The organism is Ruegeria sp. BG10 (assembly GCF_056538575.1).
The window spans coordinates 1,260,075-1,278,452 of sequence record NZ_JBQFTI010000001.1 but is presented as its reverse complement, the minus strand read 5'-3'; the positions used below and the strand labels follow the sequence as shown (position 1 = coordinate 1,278,452).

General features: G+C 59.3%; 15 protein-coding genes. 9 read left to right on the top strand and 6 right to left on the bottom strand.

Features of this window, described 5'->3' with window-relative positions; genetic code table 11:
• The first annotated feature begins 23 nt into the window (after positions 1-23).
• From guaB to ACR0D8_RS06295, 3 genes are all read left to right on the top strand, one after another.
• Positions 24-1,472 (top strand): IMP dehydrogenase, encoded by a 1,449-nt coding sequence (gene guaB / locus ACR0D8_RS06305; protein WP_475160793.1) that lies wholly within the window; start codon positions 24-26, stop codon positions 1,470-1,472.
• Between the two features lie 93 nt (positions 1,473-1,565).
• Entirely contained in the window at positions 1,566-2,723 is a 1,158-nt protein-coding gene (locus tag ACR0D8_RS06300) for an RsmB/NOP family class I SAM-dependent RNA methyltransferase (protein ID WP_480645286.1), read from the top strand.
• Between the two features lie 104 nt (positions 2,724-2,827).
• On the top strand, positions 2,828-5,119 hold the full coding sequence (locus ACR0D8_RS06295; RefSeq protein ID WP_480645284.1) for a hybrid sensor histidine kinase/response regulator: 2,292 nt from the start codon (positions 2,828-2,830) through the stop codon (positions 5,117-5,119).
• Positions 5,120-5,124: 5 nt separating this feature from the next.
• Here ACR0D8_RS06295 and ACR0D8_RS06290 read toward each other — a convergent pair whose 3' ends face one another.
• Positions 5,125-5,718: a gamma-glutamyl kinase gene (locus ACR0D8_RS06290; RefSeq protein WP_480645283.1), complete on the bottom strand. Its 594-nt coding sequence runs from the start codon at positions 5,716-5,718 to the stop codon at positions 5,125-5,127.
• Between the two features lie 192 nt (positions 5,719-5,910).
• Between ACR0D8_RS06290 and recA the strand changes: the two genes are divergently transcribed.
• From recA to ACR0D8_RS06270, 4 genes are all read left to right on the top strand, one after another.
• Positions 5,911-6,978 carry a recombinase RecA gene (gene recA / locus ACR0D8_RS06285; protein WP_475160780.1) on the top strand — a complete coding sequence of 356 codons (1,068 nt, stop codon included), beginning with the start codon at positions 5,911-5,913 and terminating at the stop codon, positions 6,976-6,978.
• A gap of 139 nt (positions 6,979-7,117) precedes the next feature.
• A complete protein-coding gene (gene alaS, locus ACR0D8_RS06280; protein WP_480645282.1) occupies positions 7,118-9,787 on the top strand; it encodes an alanine--tRNA ligase in 2,670 nt (889 codons plus the stop codon).
• 1 nt (position 9,788) lies between these two features.
• Positions 9,789-10,076: a DUF1330 domain-containing protein gene (locus ACR0D8_RS06275; protein WP_475160774.1), complete on the top strand. Its 288-nt coding sequence runs from the start codon at positions 9,789-9,791 to the stop codon at positions 10,074-10,076.
• A gap of 339 nt (positions 10,077-10,415) precedes the next feature.
• Positions 10,416-11,057 carry a transglutaminase-like cysteine peptidase gene (locus ACR0D8_RS06270; protein WP_480645281.1) on the top strand — a complete coding sequence of 214 codons (642 nt, stop codon included), beginning with the start codon at positions 10,416-10,418 and terminating at the stop codon, positions 11,055-11,057.
• A 137-nt stretch (positions 11,058-11,194) separates the two neighbouring features.
• Here ACR0D8_RS06270 and ACR0D8_RS06265 read toward each other — a convergent pair whose 3' ends face one another.
• The 5 genes from ACR0D8_RS06265 to ACR0D8_RS06245 all read right to left on the bottom strand — a co-directional run bounded on the left by ACR0D8_RS06265 (position 11,195) and on the right by ACR0D8_RS06245 (position 16,626).
• Positions 11,195-11,893, bottom strand: a complete 699-nt coding sequence (locus ACR0D8_RS06265; protein ID WP_480645280.1) for a hypothetical protein — start codon at positions 11,891-11,893, stop codon at positions 11,195-11,197.
• Positions 11,894-12,353: 460 nt separating this feature from the next.
• Complete coding sequence (gene typA, locus ACR0D8_RS06260) at positions 12,354-14,171, bottom strand: translational GTPase TypA (RefSeq protein ID WP_480645278.1); 1,818 nt, start codon at positions 14,169-14,171, stop codon at positions 12,354-12,356.
• A gap of 402 nt (positions 14,172-14,573) precedes the next feature.
• On the bottom strand, positions 14,574-15,731 hold the full coding sequence (locus ACR0D8_RS06255; protein ID WP_480645277.1) for an HD domain-containing protein: 1,158 nt from the start codon (positions 15,729-15,731) through the stop codon (positions 14,574-14,576).
• Positions 15,728-15,973, bottom strand: a complete 246-nt coding sequence (locus tag ACR0D8_RS06250; RefSeq protein ID WP_475160760.1) for a hypothetical protein — start codon at positions 15,971-15,973, stop codon at positions 15,728-15,730. Before ACR0D8_RS06250 ends, ACR0D8_RS06255 begins: the two co-directional genes overlap by 4 nt.
• Positions 15,973-16,626 (bottom strand): alpha/beta hydrolase, encoded by a 654-nt coding sequence (locus tag ACR0D8_RS06245; protein WP_170450609.1) that lies wholly within the window; start codon positions 16,624-16,626, stop codon positions 15,973-15,975. The genes ACR0D8_RS06250 and ACR0D8_RS06245 overlap by 1 nt, the downstream gene beginning before the upstream one ends.
• A 178-nt stretch (positions 16,627-16,804) precedes the next feature.
• Here ACR0D8_RS06245 and iscR point away from each other — a divergent pair, with 178 nt between their 5' ends.
• Together iscR and ACR0D8_RS06235 are read left to right on the top strand one after the other, a co-directional pair.
• Complete coding sequence (gene iscR / locus ACR0D8_RS06240; protein ID WP_475160756.1) at positions 16,805-17,263, top strand: Fe-S cluster assembly transcriptional regulator IscR; 459 nt, start codon at positions 16,805-16,807, stop codon at positions 17,261-17,263.
• Positions 17,264-17,323: 60 nt separating this feature from the next.
• Positions 17,324-18,367, top strand: a complete 1,044-nt coding sequence (locus tag ACR0D8_RS06235; protein ID WP_480645274.1) for a cysteine desulfurase family protein — start codon at positions 17,324-17,326, stop codon at positions 18,365-18,367.
• Positions 18,368-18,378: the final 11 nt, after the last annotated feature.

Below are 18,378 nucleotides of genomic sequence, written 5' to 3'. Positions count from 1 at the left end.
GGGCTTTTGCATGGGGTTAACAGATGCAGATTCGTGAGGCACTTACCTTTGACGATGTTCTTTTGGTTCCGGCGTCCTCGTCGGTGCTGCCGGCAACGGCGGATACGACCACGCGCGTGACGCGCGAGATCACCATGAACATCCCGCTGCTCAGCTCGGCCATGGATACGGTGACCGAAGCGCGCATGGCCATCGCCATGGCACAGGCAGGCGGTATCGGCGTTGTTCACAAGAACCTGTCCGTGGACGAGCAGGCCCGCGAGGTACGCCGGGTTAAGCGGTTTGAATCCGGCATCGTCTACAACCCTGTGACCCTTCGGGTCGATCAGACCCTGGCCGATGCCAAGGCTTTGGTGCAGCGCTACAACTTTACCGGATTTCCGGTGGTTGACGACGCCGGTCGCGTCGTCGGCATTCTGACCAACCGTGACATGCGGTTTGCAACTTCGGAAGAAACGCCGGTCCACGTCATGATGACTTCGGAAAATCTGGCCATGCTGCAAGAGCCGGCGGATCTGGAAGAGGCCAAGAGCCTTATGAAAGCCCGCCGGATCGAAAAGCTGCTGGTGGTCGACGGCGAAGGCAAGCTGACGGGCCTGCTGACGCTGAAGGACACCGAACAGGCGGTGCTGAATCCGACCGCGTGCAAGGACCGGCTGGGCCGGCTGCGGGTGGCGGCTGCGACCTCGGTCGGGGATGCCGGTTTCGAACGCTCGGAACAACTGGTGGATTCGGGCGTCGACATCATCGTTGTGGATACCGCGCACGGCCATTCGCAAGGGGTGCTTGACGCGGTGAAACGGGTCAAGACTCTGTCGAATGAGGTTCAGATCATCGCGGGCAATGTCGCGACAAGCGAGGCGACAAAGGCACTGATCGATGCCGGGGCGGACGCGATCAAGGTGGGCATCGGGCCGGGCTCGATCTGCACCACGCGGATGGTTGCGGGCGTCGGCGTGCCGCAGCTGACCGCCATCATGGATTGCGCCTCGGCGGCGGGGGATGTCCCGGTGATCGCGGACGGCGGCATCAAGTTCTCGGGCGATTTTGCCAAAGCCATCGCAGCGGGGGCATCCTGCGCCATGGTCGGCTCGATGATCGCGGGGACGGACGAAAGCCCGGGCGAAGTGATCCTGTATCAGGGTCGGTCGTTCAAATCCTACCGCGGCATGGGCAGCCTTGGTGCCATGGCGCGCGGCTCGGCGGATCGGTATTTCCAGAAGGACGCCGCCAATGACAAGCTGGTGCCGGAAGGGATCGAAGGGCAGGTGCCCTACAAGGGCTCGGCCAGCGCGGTGGTGCATCAGCTTGTTGGCGGCCTGCGGGCGGCAATGGGGTACACGGGATGCGCCACTGTCGAAGAGATGCGCAGGAATTGCCATTTCGTCAAAATCACCGGGGCCGGGTTGAAGGAAAGCCATGTGCATGACGTGCAGATCACCCGTGAAAGCCCGAACTACCGGGTGATGTGAGCCCGAACCTGATTGAGAACGGCGCCCGGACCCAGGCGCCGTCTTGCGTTTTCGACATCGGGCAGCCCGCCCATAACCGCAACGGAACATTCCATGACACCGGCCGCACGCATTCAGGCTTCGATAGAAATCCTGGACGAGATCCTGTCCGGTGCGCCTGTCGAGAAATCGCTGACCAACTGGGCTCGGCGCAGTCGTTTCGCGGGCTCCAAAGACCGTGCGGCCGTGCGGGATCATGTCTTTTCAGCCATGAGGTGCAAACGGTCCTTTGCCGCTTTGGGCGGATCAGAGACCGGGCGCGGGTTGATGATCGGAGCGGCGCGGGCAGAAGGTGCCGATCTTGACGCGCTGTTCACCGGATTGCGGCACGCGCCCGAGCCAATAGTCGCAACGGAGACGGGGCGTGATTTTGAAACCGAAGCCGAGCGGCTGGATATACCCGAATGGCTTTGGCCCAGATTTCAAGCATCGCTGGGTGACCAGGCTAGCGTGGTCGCACAGGCGTTGCAGGGTCGTGCTCCGGTACATCTGCGGGTCAATTTGTTAAAGGTGGACGTTCCGGGCGCCATTGCTGCACTGAGCGCAGACAGCATTTTCGCATCCGCCCATCCGGCCTGTGACACCGCTCTCGAAGTAAAGGAAGGCGCTCGAAAAATCGCGGGAAGCCGCGCCTATGCTGAAGGGCTGGTCGAGCTTCAGGACGCAGCCAGCCAGGCCGTCGTCGCCGCGCTGGACCTGCAACCGGGAATGCGCGTTCTGGATTACTGCGCCGGAGGTGGTGGCAAGTCACTGGCGCTGGCCGCACATTCAGGCGTGAAGGTTTTCGCGCATGACGTGAATGTTGGTCGAATGCGGGACTTGCCCGCACGGGCAGAGCGGGCAGGGGCAAACGTCACCATTTTGTCGCCGGATGAAATCGCGGATCACACCCCGTTCGACGTTGTCCTGGCCGATGCTCCCTGTTCCGGCAGCGGCTCCTGGCGTCGTGCACCAGCAGGAAAATGGGCATTGACCGAAGATCGCCTGCACGCATTGTCGCGCATCCAGACGGAAATACTGCAAAGGCTGACAAATCTGGTCCATCCGGCCGGCGTGCTGGCCTATGCCACATGTTCGATGCTTGATGATGAGAATGGCAATGTCGTGGATGCTTTTCTTCAGGCCAACCCGGAATGGAGCGCGCGTTTTCGCAAAACGTGGCTCGTTTCACACGGAACGGACGGTTTCTTCACAGCACACTTGACGCGATAGCGCATCAGGTCATAGCAACCTTAAGGAGAGTGTTCGGTTTCCTTTAAGCGGGCATTAACTTTATTTGGGCTGATTGGACCGAAGCCCTCTGATCTGAGTTGTTTATGTCTGAAACTGCGGAAATTTTTTCTGACCCTTCTCTTCAAAAAGCCCCGTCCGGATTTCGACTGGCCTCGCTTGTAGCCTTCGGGGCAGTGTTGAGCCTGTCGCCGATCGCGGGACTTATGCCGCCGAACTGGAGTATCGGCCTTGTTGTCGCCGGCGTGTCGCTGTTGGCGGCCGCGTTCCTTGTCGTTCTCAAGGGGCAGATCGCGGATTATTCCGTGCGTCAGGCCGTCAAGGCGATGGCGGCTTTTGCCGATCAGGACGCCTATCCTTGTCTGATTGCAAATGCCCAGGGTGATGTTCTGACATGCAACGCCCAGGCGACAGAGCAGCTTCAGGCGCGTGCAGGCAACCGGCTTGAGCGGTGCCTGAAATCCGTTTTTGCCAATCCGCCCGCCATTTTGCTGCGGCTTCAATCGCAGGCCGAGATTTATGGAAAGGCGAGGGAAGACATCGTTACTGTCGGTTCGACAATCCCGGTGGCCGTGTTCGGCGTCGGCAATGGTCTGTTCTGCTGGCGGTTTCATCTGGACGCGCATGGCCATTGGGATGAGGTCCGCGTTCCGGTTCTGACCGAAGGCCGAAACGGCGCGTTGCTTCGAGTGAACACAGCGGCCGAACACCTGTTGGGGCGGCGGCCCGAAAATCTGAGACAGGTGTTTCTGAACGAACCCGATGGGCAGGGCGGAATTGCGCAGGTCCAAACGGCCAGCGACCCGGTTTCTGTCGCGGTGTGCGAACTCAACCGATCGGGCTCGGTTCGGGATGTGCTGCTTCTCCCCGTAGACGCCTCTGATCACGGCGAAAGCGCGGCGTCCTTTGCGGACCTGCCTGTGCCGATCATGTGCCTTGATCCCGATGGCAGCATTCTCGAAGCCAACAGACTGGCCGTGAAACTGATCGGCGATGTGGTGCCCGGTGAAACCAATGCCGAGCAGATCATGCACGGCCTTGGCTATCCGATCCTGGACTGGCTGGCGCGGACCGCCGCGCAGGAACCCGCAATGCGTTCAGAGTTTTTGCGGCTGACGCGCAAGGACAAGGAGGTGTTCGTTCAGGTGACGCTGAACCGTGTGGTGAACAACGGGCAGGTCTGCCTGATCGCCGTGTTGAACGACGCGACCGAGCTCAAGACACTTGAAGCGCAGTTTGTTCAGGGACAAAAGATGCAGGCTGTCGGGCAGTTGGCCGGCGGTGTTGCCCATGATTTCAACAACCTGCTGACCGCAATATCAGGTCATTGCGATCTTTTGTTGCTGCGGCATGATCAAAACGACCCGGATTACGGCGACCTGGTTCAGATCAACCAGAATGCCAACCGTGCGGCTGCCCTGGTCAGTCAGTTGCTGGCGTTTTCCCGCAAGCAGACGCTGCAGCCCGAGGTGCTGGACCTTCGGGACACGATTTCCGACCTGATCCACCTGCTGAACCGGCTGGTGGGCGAGAAAGTACGCCTGACCCTTAGCCACGATCCCGTTCTCAAGCCTGTTCGGGCCGATAAACGGCAGTTGGAGCAAGTGTTTATGAACCTTGTCGTCAACGCGCGCGACGCGATGCCAGACGGTGGCGAAGTGCGGATTGAGACAGAGGTTGTGGTGCTGAGCGAAGCCTTGAAACGAGACCGCGCGACGGTGCAACCTGGCGAATACGTAACCGTCAAGGTGATCGACAGCGGTGTCGGCATCCCCTCCGACAAGCTGCAAAAAGTGTTCGAGCCGTTCTACACCACCAAAAGAACGGGTGAAGGCACTGGTCTGGGCCTGTCGACCGTTTACGGTATCGTCAAGCAGACCGGAGGCTTTATCTTCGTCGACAGCCTTCCGGGGCACGGTACCGAGTTCACAGTCCTTCTGCCGGTCTCGGTCGCGCCCCGCGAAGTCAGTTCCGTCGACTCAACCGGGGCCGACACCCCCATTGCCCGACAGGGTGAAGGTGTCGTCTTGCTGGTCGAGGATGAAGCCCCGGTGCGCGCCTTCGCGACGCGTGCCTTGCGGCTGAAAGGCTTTACCGTGCTCGAAGCCGGGTCGGCCGAAGAGGCATTGCATATGCTCAATGACGGATCGCTGAACGTTGACGCCTTTGTCACCGACGTGGTCATGCCCGGAATGGACGGTCCGACATGGGTGCGCAAAGCGATGGAAACGCGTCCGGATGTCAGGGTGATCTTCATGTCGGGCTACACCGAAGGCGCATTCGGTGATTCCGGGCCGGAAATTCCAAATTCCACCTTCCTTCCGAAACCCTTCTCGCTGAATCAATTGACCGAAGCGGTGTTTCAGCAGCTCAACTGACCACGTCAGAGCGCCGAGGCGTGACAGGCAAATTCCGCCGCGTGCAGCTTGCGGAACCTCTGTTCTGTTTCCGGTGTCAGGGAAAGGTCGCCAGGCGGTGAAACATTCTCGTGTTTCAGGTCGATTTTCATGTCCAGCCGGGTTTGCAGAAAGTCCAGGATCTTGTCCTGATTTTCATATTTGAAGACATGACGCGCGCCGGCGCCGTTGCTGCGCGTGCGGAAGAACTGGCTCTGGCTGCCGACATCGGCAAATTCCGGGCGCGGGTTCTGCATATAAGCCTGAACGAAGTCGTCAAAGCTAAGACCCCGGGTCGAATGCGGATGCCCGATCCGCGCGTCGCGGCTGCGGAACCTGTACCAGCTGCCCAGCCAGTCAACCGGTTCGCGGACAATGGCTATGATTTCCATTTCGGTGTCGTACATCTTGCGAAAGATATTCTGGAAAAACCGGTCATAGCGCCGCACGGGCGCATGTTTCAGGTCCGGCGGGCCGGTGACCACAAAGTCGGCACGGTCGCGCAGAGCCGAGTGATAGGCCGTGCTGCCTGTTTTGGGGACAGCCAGAAACGCAAGGCGTTCCTTATAGAAAACAAGCATTTAAATAACCCTTGCCGCATTTTGCTACGGTCGCAGATTGGCGTAAACGACTCTTTAACACAATTGCCCAACAGTAAGTTCTGTAAGTTTTAGTTGAAATGTTCTCTTTTTGGTCCCATAAGGAACAAGAGGCGAACAAAGCAGCGATTGCCGCCCGTTCAAGGGTGTGACAAAAGGGAAGGCGACAGGACAATGGCGGATCTTCTGACAATGAGCGACAAGAAAAACGCAGATAAGCAAAAGGCGCTCGACAGCGCGCTGGCGCAGATCGAACGGCAATTCGGCAAAGGCTCGATCATGAAGCTGGGCGAGGATGCCAAGCAGGATATCGACGCCAGCTCGACCGGATCGCTGGGTCTGGATATTGCGCTGGGAATTGGCGGACTGCCGATGGGCCGGATTGTCGAGATTTACGGGCCGGAAAGCTCGGGCAAGACCACGCTGACGCTGCATTGCATCGCGGAACAACAGAAGCGCGGCGGTGTGTGCGCGTTTGTGGATGCCGAACATGCGCTGGACCCGCAATATGCCCGCAAGCTGGGCGTCGATCTGGATGAGTTGCTGATCTCGCAACCCGACACAGGCGAACAGGCGCTTGAGATCACCGATACGCTGGTGCGCTCGGGTGCGGTGAACATGGTCGTCGTCGACTCGGTCGCGGCGCTGACGCCGAAATCCGAGTTGGAAGGCGATATGGGCGACAGCAACGTGGGCGTACAGGCCCGCCTGATGAGCCAGGCGATGCGCAAGCTGACCGGCTCGATCAGTCGCTCGAATTGCATGGTGATCTTCATCAACCAGATTCGGATGAAGATCGGCGTGATGTTCGGCAGCCCGGAAACCACGACCGGTGGTAACGCGCTGAAATTCTACAGCTCGGTCCGCTTGGACATCCGCCGCATCGGCGCGATCAAGGATCGGGACGAGGTGGTCGGCAACCAGACCCGCGTCAAGGTCGTCAAGAACAAAGTGGCGCCGCCCTTCAAGCAGGTCGAATTCGACATCATGTATGGCGAAGGCATCAGCAAGATGGGCGAGTTGCTGGATCTAGGCGTTAAGGCCGGGGTGGTCGAGAAGTCGGGCTCGTGGTTCAGTTATGGCGATGAACGGATCGGGCAGGGGCGCGAGAACGCCAAGCAATACCTGCGCGACAACAGCCGCGTTGCGCTGGAAATCGAAGACAAGATTCGCGCCGCGCACGGGTTGGAATTCGACATGCCGCCGGGTGTGGCCGAGGATGACGATATCCTCGAAGCCTGACGGTCTTTGATAATGTCTTGAACAGGGCGGTCCGTCGGGGCCGCCTTGTTTCGTTCTGCGTCTGCAATGCTGTGGACTATCCGCAGGGACGGGGATAAACCCGTTTCGACACACTATGATTGCGCGCTGAGAGAACCTTATGCCCACGCTGAACGATATCCGATCGACCTTTCTGAACTACTTTGCCAAGCAGGGGCACGAAGTGGTGGCGTCCAGCCCGCTGGTCCCGCGCAACGACCCTACGCTGATGTTCGTGAACTCGGGCATGGTCCAGTTCAAGAACCTGTTCACAGGCGTAGAAAGCCGGGATTATCAGCGTGCTACAACCGCCCAGAAATGCGTCCGTGCCGGCGGCAAGCATAACGATCTGGACAACGTAGGTTATACCGCACGGCACCACACGTTTTTTGAGATGCTGGGCAATTTCTCGTTTGGGGATTACTTCAAGCCCGAGGCGATCCCTTTTGCATGGGAACTGATCACCAAGGAATTCGGCATCGACAAAAACCGTCTGCTGACAACGGTTTATCACACTGATGACGAGGCGTTTGAAATCTGGAAAAAGGTCGGCGTTCCCGAAGACCGGATCATCCGCATCGCCACCAATGACAACTTCTGGCAGATGGGTCCGACCGGCCCCTGCGGCCCCTGCACCGAGATTTTCTATGATCACGGCGATCATATCTGGGGCGGCCCTCCGGGTTCAGCCGAGGAAGACGGCGACCGGTTCATTGAAATCTGGAACATCGTTTTCATGCAGAACGAACAGTTTGAGGACGGCTCGATGGTGGAACTCGACATGCAGTCGATCGACACCGGCATGGGGCTGGAACGGATCGGGGCGTTGCTGCAAGGCAGCCATGACAACTATGACACAGACCTGTTCAAGACGCTGATCGAGGCATCGGCGGATGCAACCGGCGTCGATCCGTATGGCGACCAAAACGTGCATCATCGCGTGATCGCGGATCACCTTCGGTCGACCTCGTTCCTGATTGCCGATGGGGTTATGCCCAGCAATGACGGGCGCGGCTATGTGCTGCGACGGATCATGCGCCGCGCGATGCGTCACGCGCATCTGCTGGGCGCGAAAGACCCGGTCATGCACCGTTTGGTGCCTTCGCTGGTGCAACTGATGGGCGCGCAATATTCCGAACTGGGGCAGGCGCAGGCGTTGATCGAAGAGACGTTGCTGCTTGAAGAGACCCGCTTCAAGCAAACCCTGGATCGAGGTCTTAAATTGCTGGATGATGAGGTCGCGGGTCTGCCCGAGGGCGCGGCCCTTCCGGGCGACGCCGCTTTCAAACTCTATGACACCTATGGTTTTCCGCTGGATCTGACGCAGGATGCGCTGCGCGAAAAGGGCCGGACCGTGGATACCGACGGTTTTGATGCGGCCATGGCCGAACAGAAGGCCAAGGCGCGTGCGGCGTGGGCCGGTTCGGGTGAGTCGGCGGATCAGGCGGTCTGGTTCGACGTGCTGGATGCCGCCGGTGCCACGGATTTTCTTGGCTACGACACCGAGAAAGCCGAAGGGCAGGTGGCGGCCCTGATCGTGGATGGCGCTTTGGTCGACCAGATCGAAAAGGGCGGGACCGGATGGGTGATCGTGAACCAGACACCGTTCTATGGCGAGGCCGGTGGTCAGGTCGGCGACACCGGGGAAATCCGGCGTCTTGAGAATATGCAGGACGTGGCGAGGGTTGAAGACACACGCAAATTTGCCGAAGGCAAGGTCTATGCGCATCGGGTGACCGTCAGCCAGGGCACGTTGTCAAAAGGCGACGCGGTCGAGCTTGAGGTGGATCACGCCCGCCGCACCGCAATCCGCGCCAACCATTCGGCCACGCACCTTCTGCACGAAGCGCTGCGTGAAACTCTGGGCGATCACGTCGCACAGCGCGGGTCGCTGAACGCTAATGATCGTCTGCGGTTCGACTTCAGCCACTCCAAGGCGCTGAGCCCGGAGGAGATTCAGAAGGTCGAGCGCGAGGTGAATGACTTCATCCGCCAGAATTCGACCGTTGAAACGCGCATCATGACCCCGGACGATGCCCGCGAACTGGGCGCGCAGGCTCTGTTTGGTGAGAAATACGGTGATGAGGTCCGCGTCGTGTCGATGGGCAAGGCACCGACAGGCAAAGGGCAGGATGGGGAAACCTGGTCGATCGAACTGTGTGGCGGAACGCATGTGCGTCAGACCGGTGACATCGGAACTTTTGTCGTGCTTGGCGACAGCGCCAGCAGCGCCGGTGTACGCCGGATCGAAGCCTTGACCGGGGATGAGGCGTTCCGACACCTCTCGGTGCAGGATCAGCGTCTGAGCCAGATTGCGCTGGATCTAAAGGCGCAACCTGACACAGTGGTCAGCCGCGTCAGATCGTTGTTGGATGAGCGCAAGTCGCTGCAGAACGAGGTGGCGCAACTGCGCCGTGATCTGGCGATGGCAGGCGGGTCGGGTCAAGTCGGCAGCGAAGCGCGCGACGTCAACGGCGTTCCGTTCCTGGCGCAGGCATTGACCGGCGTGTCCGGCAAGGACCTTCCCGCCCTGATCGACGAGCACAAAAGCCGTCTGGGTTCCGGCGCGGTTTTGCTGATCGCTGATGCGGGCGGCAAGGCAGCCGTTGCTGCCGGCGTCACCCCGGATCTGACAGACAAAGTGTCAGCGGTTGATCTGGTGCGGGCCGCCGTCAGTGAACTGGGCGGCAAGGGGGGCGGCGGACGTCCCGATATGGCGCAGGGCGGTGGCCGCGACGCCTCGAATTCTGATGCGGCCATCAAGGCCGCCGAACAAGTACTGGGAGGATGACATGGCCGCACTCTGGATTGCGCATGTAACGGTGACCGACGCCGAAGCCTATGGAAAATACGCAGAGCTGGCCGGGCCCGCGATTGCCAAACACGGCGGCGCGTTCATCGCCCGCGCGGCGCGGTACGTTCAGCTTGAAGGAAAGGAACGACCCCGGAATGTCGTGGCCCGGTTCCCTTCGGTTGAGGCGGCTGTGGAGTGCTACAACTCTCCCGAATACCAGCAGGCGCTTGACCACGCGCGGGGTGCGAGCGAGCGTGAACTGTTGGTTGTCGAGATCACCGAATAGAATTTCGGCGCCAATCTGGTGCAACGTGCCAGCCAGATGCGCGGATTTCAGCCAACTGAAAAACCGGGCGACTTTGGTGGTCGCCCGAATTTAGCCTCAGTGGTTCCTGGCCATAAATTTCAGTGACTTATAGCAATATCCGAATGTGAATTCCCGACCGGTTACCTATAGATTGTGACCGCGATCCCTTAGTTTTTGCCCGAAATGGTCATATTGAATGACGAATTTCCGCCTCTTTTCACTTGCAATTTTCCTGTAGATTGCAGAAACGGCGCCGTCTACCGATATTTAACCCCATCAAGGTACGGTCCTAATTGTCCGCAATCACTCGGGTGAGACATGGATCGAGGGACAGGCATGAAATCTATTGGCATTGAATTCAAGGCCGCGCTTGCGCGAATGGTTGTTGCTTCGGTTCGCATTTGCGGGCTGTCTGCGTTGGTCATTGCGTCCGCGATGGTCGGGTCGGCCGCTTCAGCCAGTGAGGGAAAGTTCATCCCCAGCGTTGCTGTGGCCTCACCGCCGTCTGGCGCGCGGCAATTGTGCCGGCAGTACAATTGGGCCTGTTCAAGCAAATCTTCCGTTTCCCTGTCCAAACAGCAAGAGATGCAGATCATCCGGCAGGTGAACCGCCGTGTGAACGCGTCAACACGCTCGGTAACAGATCAGTCTCAGTATCAAACAAGCGAGCGTTGGGCTTTGCCGACCTCGCGGGGCGGCGATTGTGAAGATTTCGCCCTGTTGAAGAAGAGAGATCTGATCAGGGCGGGGGTCGATCCAAGCAAATTGCTAATCGCAACCGTGCTGGATACCCAAAGAAATTCTCATGCCGTGCTGGTTTACCGCTCAGCCGGCGGAGATTTGGTGCTGGACAACCTGACCAACCAGATCAAACCCTGGTCGGCCACGCGCTATCTTTTTTTGCGGATGCAGAATCCACAAAAGCCCAGCGGATGGGTCGGCGTCTACGGCAGCAGTTAAGGGCCTGATCCGAAAGATGTATTAAGGCCTAAAAGGCAGGACAGATACGGGTAAAGGGCGACGCAATTGTCGCCCTTTTTTCTATAGATCGGCTCGCTTCAAAAGGAGATGGCAAACCAACTGTCTTCAGTCGCGGATCAGAAGACGCCGCCGCTGCCCGGGCCGCCGGCATTGCCGCCACCGGTACCGCCGCCATTGCCCGCGCCGCCCGAGTTGCCGCCGGTGTTGCCGCTGCCGTTGCTGCCACCATTGCCGTCGCCGCTGCTGCTGCCGCTGTCATTGTTGCCGCCGTTGCCGTCGCCGCTGTTGCTGCCGCCGTCATTATTGCCGCCGTTGCCGTCGCCGTTGTTGCTGCCGCCGTCATTATTGCCGCCGTTGCCGTCGCCGCTGTTGCTGCCGCCGTCATTATTGCCGCCATTGCCGTCGCCGCTGTTGCCGCCGCCGCCATTGTTGCCGCCATTGCCGTCGCCGCTGTTGCCGCCGCCGCCATTGTTGCCGCCATTGCCGTCGCCGCTGTTGCTGCCGCCGCCATTGTTGCCGCCGTTGCCGTCGCCACCATTGCCGCCGCCGCCACCGTTGCCGCCGCCGCCGCCATTGCCGCCGCCGCCGCCATTGCCGCCGCCGCCGCCATTGCCGCCGCCGCCGCCATTGCCGCCACCGCCGTTGTTGCCATCGCCACCGTCAAATCCACTGTCTTCCGTATCACCGTCGCGATCAGACGCGGCTGTGGTTGCAGTCGGGATGTCGGTCAGAACGGCTGCGAAAGCCGGACAGCTTTCCAGAGTACGGGCCAGGATGTCTTCGAAATCGCTGCGGCGCTGAATATAGCGGAGCATTCGCGCTTCAACGACCGAGCAACCGCACAACGTTTCCGTCGCAACCGACTGACGAGCCGTTTTGACGGTACATCTTTCCGCTTGCGCAGCACTGGCTGAGATTAAGGGGAATGTTGCAGAAATAAAAACAATCGATAAAAATCGGGATTTCACGCGCATGGCGCCACTCCTTCGGAACTCGTTACAAACTTCATTGCACTAACAAATCGTGCCGCACATTTCAGGTAATACAACCGCGACACATTACCAACACAATTACACCCGTTTTAAGACACATTTTCAAGAGGCACTGAGGCAAATTAAACCGAAGCCATGCACGTTAGGGTTGAATTGTTTAGAAAATCAAAATGTAAGCCCGCCATTTTGGCGGGCTTTTTGGTGATAAACCACCCTGCGTCAGCAGCAATATTACCACATGTTCGCGATTGTTGCCGTTGAGTGAACTATGTCACTGCAGGTCTTAGGCGGATTTTGCCATACGCTTGCGTTCGTGCGGGTCCAGGTACCGTTTGCGCAACCGAATGGCATTCGGCGTCACCTCAACCAGTTCGTCGTCATCGATATAGGCGATCGCCTCTTCCAGCGAGAACTGAATATGCGGCGTCAGACGCACCGCGTCATCTGATCCGCTGGCGCGGACGTTGGTCAGCTTTTTGCCTTTCAGCGGGTTAACTTCCAGATCGTTGTCGCGGGAATGCTCTCCGATCACCATGCCCTGATAGACATCTGTCTGCGGACCAACAAACATGCGACCGCGCTCTTCCAGGTTCCACAGGGCGTAAGCAACGGCCTGACCGTTTTCCATCGAGATCAAGACTCCGGCCCGGCGGCCCGGGATCGCCCCTTTATGCGCGGCCCAGCCATGGAAAACCCGGTTCAGAACGCCGGTGCCGCGCGTGTCGGTCAGAAACTCGCCATGATAGCCGATCAGACCGCGGGAGGGTACATGGGCGATGATGCGCGTCTTGCCTGCACCGGCCGGTCGCATTTCGACCAGTTCACCCTTGCGCGCGCCGGTGACCTTTTCGATCACCGCGCCGGAATATTCGTCATCCACGTCAATGGTGACTTCTTCAACGGGTTCAAGGCGTTGGCCGTCTTCTTCGCGGAACAGAACCTGCGGGCGCGAGATGCTGAGTTCGAACCCTTCGCGGCGCATGTTCTCGATCAGGACGCCCATCTGCAATTCGCCGCGGCCTGCCACTTCGAAGGCTTCACCGCCCGGCGTGTCAGAGATGCGGATCGCCACGTTCGATTCCGCCTCTTTCATCAGGCGATCACGAATAACGCGGGATTGGACCTTTTTGCCGTCGCGGCCGGCCAGTGGCGAGTCGTTGATGCCAAAGGTTACGGTAATGGTCGGCGGGTCGATAGGTTGGGCGGGCAGGGCCTCATCAACCTGCGGCGCGACCAGCGAATCCGCAACCGTCGCCTTGCTCATGCCGGCGATGGTGATGATGTCGCCCGCCTCGGCCACGTCGATGGGTTGCTGCGCCAGACCGCGGAACGCCAGAATTTTCGATGCACGGAAGTTTTCGATCAGCGTGCTATCGCGGCTGAGCGCCTTGAGGCTGTCACCCGCCTTCAGCGTCCCGCTTTCCACGCGACCGGTCAGGATGCGGCCGATGAACGGGTCGCTGCCCAGCGTGGTGGCCAGCATGCGGAACGGTTCGTCCTTGTGCGCAACCTGTTGCGGTGCCGGGACGTGATCGACGATCAGATCGAACAGAGCGGTCAGGTCCTTGCGCGGCCCGTCCAGTTCCATGTCCGCCCAGCCAGACCGACCCGAGGCGTACATGGCCGGGAAATCCAGCTGATCGTCGTCGGCGCCCAGGTTGGCGAACAGGTCGAAGCACTCGTCCAGAGCGCGATCGGGCTCGGCATCGGGTTTGTCGACCTTGTTCAGCACCACGATCGGACGCAGACCCAGCGCCAGCGCCTTGGAGGTCACGAATTTGGTCTGCGGCATCGGCCCTTCGGCAGCGTCAACCAGCAGGACAACGCCGTCCACCATGCTGAGGATCCGTTCAACCTCACCGCCGAAATCGGCGTGGCCGGGGGTGTCGACGATGTTGATGCGCGTACCTTTCCACTCGACCGAGGTCGCTTTGGCCAGGATGGTGATGCCGCGCTCGCGCTCCAGATCGTTGCTGTCCATGGCGCGTTCTGCCACGGCCTGATTTTCCCGGAACGCGCCGGATTGTTTGAGCAGCTCATCCACCAGGGTCGTCTTGCCGTGGTCCACGTGAGCGATGATTGCGATATTGCGCAGGTCCATGAGAGGTCAGCCTTTGAACGGGAAGTTGCCGCGCGCATAGCGCGCTGCGGCAAAATATACCAGCCCAAATTAAGTGAGAAGGCGGCGATGGCAGGCCAATTGGCGCAACCGCCGGGCGTGTCGGGGAAGTCAGGATAACCTGACTATTTACTGATTCGGATCTGTGCTACAAAGCTGCTGTTATTTAAAGGTTTTTGTTAAAGAGTGTATCGTATGACGAAATTTGCGAAGTCCGTAATACTTGTTTCGGCTTTAATCGTGGCGCTTGGGTGGCTTGCAGACGGGGGGTCCGTTGACAAGAATGCAGCCAGGTCTGTTGAACGGTTGAATAGTGCACAAGTTTAGGCGTCTGCCGGAACATGGGAAAAAGGGGCAGTTATGCCCCTTTTTCTTCGGCTGAAGCTAAACCTCTTCCCTGACGGAAAAATACTTGACTAATTGTGGGCGGAGCCATGCCCACAGCATAGGCGCGCCACGCTGAATGGGTTCGCCGACGCGCCGTTCGATCTGTGCAAAGGTGACATCGTAGTCCCGCCAGGACCCACCGCCCGTTTCCAGATTTCCAATCGGCGATTGAAAGCGGTCAATTGCCTTGGCAAACCGTGCATCCGCACTGTCCGCCGCCTCGAACTCGTGCCACAGAGACAGGAATGTCTGTCCCAGGTCCTCTGGCAGTAGCCCAAACAACCGGATTGCGGCAGCCTGTTCTTCGGCCTCCTGTTTCGCGTGATCGACCTGACCATGAATGGGGTGGTCCCCGGCATCAATCTCGACGATATCGTGGAGCAACAGCATTCTCAGCACGCGGTCGGTTGAAACATCCGGCCCGGCATATTCGGACAGCACCCAGGCGAAAAGCATGATGTGCCAGGAATGTTCGGCCGAGTTTTCGAACCGTTCGCCGGAAAGAAGGCGCGAGGCGCGGAAAACGGATTTCAACTGATCCGTCTCTGCCAGAAACGGAAGGCGCAGCGAGAACGGAGTCTCGGCAGGCGTTTTGCCAAGCAGCAACGCCGATGCAAGGTGATGGGCGTCCGGGAATTCGGTCTCAAGATAGGCCGCGCGCCCGCCGTTCAGGTTGTCCTGCACAATCGTTTTATGTGCCGGGGGCGGGTTCGGTGCGCAGAGCACCTGAAACATGGGCTGACAGCGGTCGAGGCATTTGGCAAATCTGGCATCGGGCGTCTGATCGGCTTCAAACTCGTGCCACAGCGCCAGAAAATCCGCGGCTTGATCTGCAGGCAATAGCCCGAACAATTCGGCCGCGGCCGATTGTTCCGCCAGTTCAAGGGCCTGCCAGTCCGTATCCAGATGAATAGGGTGATCGCCGACGATGATCTCGACCAGATCATGCAGCAATAGCATTCTGATGACCCGGTCGATATTCACGCCTCTATCGGCCAGCGGAGCCATCACCAGCGCCCAGACCGCCAGTTGCCAACTATGCTCGGCCGCGTTTTCTGGGCGCGACTGGTCCAGCAGGTTGTTGGCGCGTTCAACCGATTTCAACCTGTCCGCGCGTTTCAGAAATTCAATTTGCGCGGACAGTCTTTCGGTCATTGCTTTTCGATCGCCTTCATTTTGGAACGGTGTTCGGATAGCTTTTGAATTACGAATTTGCGGGCTTTCCGTTCCGCCAGCCGCACGCGGATTTCGGTCAGGAAAGCTTCTTCAAGTGTCTGCGAGGACGCGCCAAGCAGCTCGCCCACTTCGACGAAAAACCGGTCGTTTCCCGTCTCGTCCATGACCTTCATCGTGTCCTCGGCCAGTTTGGCGGCAAGGGTGGTGATGGTGTCAGACATCAGCGCGTGGTCTCGGTCAGGCGGCGTTTCACATAGTCGCTGACATCGGTGATCAGCGTGTCCATGTGGCGATCCTGGAAAAAGTGATCGGCCCCTTCAACCTCGTTATGGGTGATGGTGATGCCTTTCTGTTCATGCAGCTTGTTCACCAGCGAGGTGGTGTCTGCCGGGGGCGCAACGCGGTCCGCCGAACCGTTGATGATCAGACCGGAAGACGGGCAGGGCGCCAGGAACGAGAAATCATACATATTCGCAGGCGGCGACACGCTGATGAAACCGGTAATCTCGGGTCGGCGCATCAGAAGCTGCATGCCGATCCAGGCCCCGAAAGAGAAACCTGCAACCCAGCAGTGTTTCGAATTGTTGTTCATGGACTGAAGGTAATCCAGCGCGGATGCGGCATCACTCAGCTCGCCCACGCCCTGATCGTATTCACCCTGGCTGCGGCCAACGCCGCGAAAGTTAAAGCGCAACACGGTAAAGCCCATGTTGTAGAACGCGTAATGCAGGTTGTAGACCACCTTGTTGTTCATGGTCCCGCCAAATTGAGGATGCGGGTGAAGCACGATGGCGATCGGTGCGTCTTTTTCCTTTTGCGGGTGGTAGCGGCCTTCCAGGCGGCCTTCGGGTCCGGGAAAAATCACCTCGGGCATGTGTGCTTTGGTCCTGTCTTTTATTTCTCAGCGCCCGGATATACTTGACGGTAATCCTCAGGCACCTTAGAACGGTTCTAATTGTGATACTTTGCGCAATGGCGCTGCCTGTCGGAGATACGCACTGGCGGCAGCGGCGTCAATGTTTTCGCGCGAAATCTGCCATGAGGTAAAGGCAATGAAGCTGTCGACCAAGGGCCGTTATGCAATGGTTGCATTGGCCGATATCGCCCTTCAGCCCACGGATGGTCTTGTGACACTGGGCGAAATCTCGGAACGGCAGGATATTTCGCTGCCCTACCTCGAACAGCTTTTCGTCAAGCTGCGCCGGGCGGAACTGGTGGCGTCGGTACGTGGTCCGGGCGGCGGGTACAGGCTGGCCCGCCCGGCATCGGACATCAGTGTGGTCGAGATTCTGGCAGCCGTGGATGAAACGGTAGATGCGCTGCAAAAGGGCGCGGGCGCTTCGGGCGCGTCGTCGGGCAGCCGGGCGCAATCGCTGACCAACCGCTTGTGGGAAAGCCTGAGTGCGCATGTCTATGTCTTCCTGCATCAGACACGCCTGTCTGACGTGATCAAGAACGATCTGGCCCCGTGCCCGGCCGTTCCGAACCTGTTTGCCGTTGTGGATGAGTGACGTGCTGACGCCGATGAATTCTCACCCCGGGCGGACGCGCTTCGGAAAAAAGGTGTATCCATGAGTCGCGTTTATCTGGATCACAACGCCACGACGCCCCTGCGCCCCGAGGCGCGGGACGCGATGATCGCGGCGATGGATCTTGTCGGCAACCCATCCTCGGTCCATGCCGAGGGACGCGCCGCTAAAGCCCTGGTGGAACGCGCGCGGGCGCAGGTTGCGGCGGCGTTTGGGGCTGACGGAGCCGATATCGTGTTCACCTCGGGCTCAACCGAGGGTGCTGCGCTGACCCTGGCAGGACGGGATTTGCACGGCGCGGCGGTTGAGCATGATGCGGTAAGAGCCTGGGTGACCGAAGATTTACCGGTCGCGCAATCCGGACTGGTCGAAGTGCGCGTACCCGAGAAATCCACTCTGCAACTGGCCAACTCAGAAACAGGTATCGTACAGAAACTGCCTTCGGGCCTTGCGGTGACTGACGCGACGCAGGCATTTGGGAAACTGCCGGTGGCGTTCAACTGGCTGGATACCCGGATGGCGCTTGTTTCCGCGCACAAACTGGGCGGGCCAAAAGGTGTCGGCGCGGTCGTGATCAAGCGCGGCACGGACCTGCCTGCGCAGATCAAGGGCGGTGGTCAGGAAATGGGGCGCAGGTCCGGTACGGAAAATGTCATTGGAATCGCAGGGTTCGGGGCCGCAGCTGAAGCAGCGGCGCGGGAACTGGCCAGCGGTGTTTGGGACCAGGTGGCAGAATTTAGAAATATTCTAGAAAAGGCCCTTGAGGCTGGTTCTAAATCTACTATTTTTGTCGGGAAAGGTCAGGACCGCCTGCCCAACACCCTGTGTTTCGCCACGCCCGGATGGAAAGGTGAAACGCAGGTAATGCAGATGGACCTGTCGGGTTTTGCGATCAGCGCAGGCTCGGCTTGCTCAAGCGGCAAGGTTCGCGCAAGTGCGGTGCTGACCGCCATGGGATACGACGAGGTGACAGCAGCCAGCGCAATCCGCGTGTCGCTGGGCCCTCGGACGAGTGAAGAAGATGTGCTGCGTTTCGCCGAGACGTGGCTGGAAAAAGAGAAAAAGCATCGCGCGCGGGCCGCGTGATCTGACGGAGG

Coding starts and splice junctions, on each gene's coding strand:
- guaB (WP_475160793.1), top strand. CDS start 24: ATGCAGATTCGTGAGGCACTTACCTTTGACGATGTTCTTTTGGTTCCG.
- ACR0D8_RS06300 (WP_480645286.1), top strand. CDS start 1,566: ATGACACCGGCCGCACGCATTCAGGCTTCGATAGAAATCCTGGACGAG.
- ACR0D8_RS06295 (WP_480645284.1), top strand. CDS start 2,828: ATGTCTGAAACTGCGGAAATTTTTTCTGACCCTTCTCTTCAAAAAGCC.
- ACR0D8_RS06290 (WP_480645283.1), bottom strand. CDS start 5,718: ATGCTTGTTTTCTATAAGGAACGCCTTGCGTTTCTGGCTGTCCCCAAA.
- recA (WP_475160780.1), top strand. CDS start 5,911: ATGGCGGATCTTCTGACAATGAGCGACAAGAAAAACGCAGATAAGCAA.
- alaS (WP_480645282.1), top strand. CDS start 7,118: ATGCCCACGCTGAACGATATCCGATCGACCTTTCTGAACTACTTTGCC.
- ACR0D8_RS06275 (WP_475160774.1), top strand. CDS start 9,789: ATGGCCGCACTCTGGATTGCGCATGTAACGGTGACCGACGCCGAAGCC.
- ACR0D8_RS06270 (WP_480645281.1), top strand. CDS start 10,416: ATGGATCGAGGGACAGGCATGAAATCTATTGGCATTGAATTCAAGGCC.
- ACR0D8_RS06265 (WP_480645280.1), bottom strand. CDS start 11,893: ATGCTCCGCTATATTCAGCGCCGCAGCGATTTCGAAGACATCCTGGCC.
- typA (WP_480645278.1), bottom strand. CDS start 14,171: ATGGACCTGCGCAATATCGCAATCATCGCTCACGTGGACCACGGCAAG.
- ACR0D8_RS06255 (WP_480645277.1), bottom strand. CDS start 15,731: ATGACCGAAAGACTGTCCGCGCAAATTGAATTTCTGAAACGCGCGGAC.
- ACR0D8_RS06250 (WP_475160760.1), bottom strand. CDS start 15,973: ATGTCTGACACCATCACCACCCTTGCCGCCAAACTGGCCGAGGACACG.
- ACR0D8_RS06245 (WP_170450609.1), bottom strand. CDS start 16,626: ATGCCCGAGGTGATTTTTCCCGGACCCGAAGGCCGCCTGGAAGGCCGC.
- iscR (WP_475160756.1), top strand. CDS start 16,805: ATGAAGCTGTCGACCAAGGGCCGTTATGCAATGGTTGCATTGGCCGAT.
- ACR0D8_RS06235 (WP_480645274.1), top strand. CDS start 17,324: ATGAGTCGCGTTTATCTGGATCACAACGCCACGACGCCCCTGCGCCCC.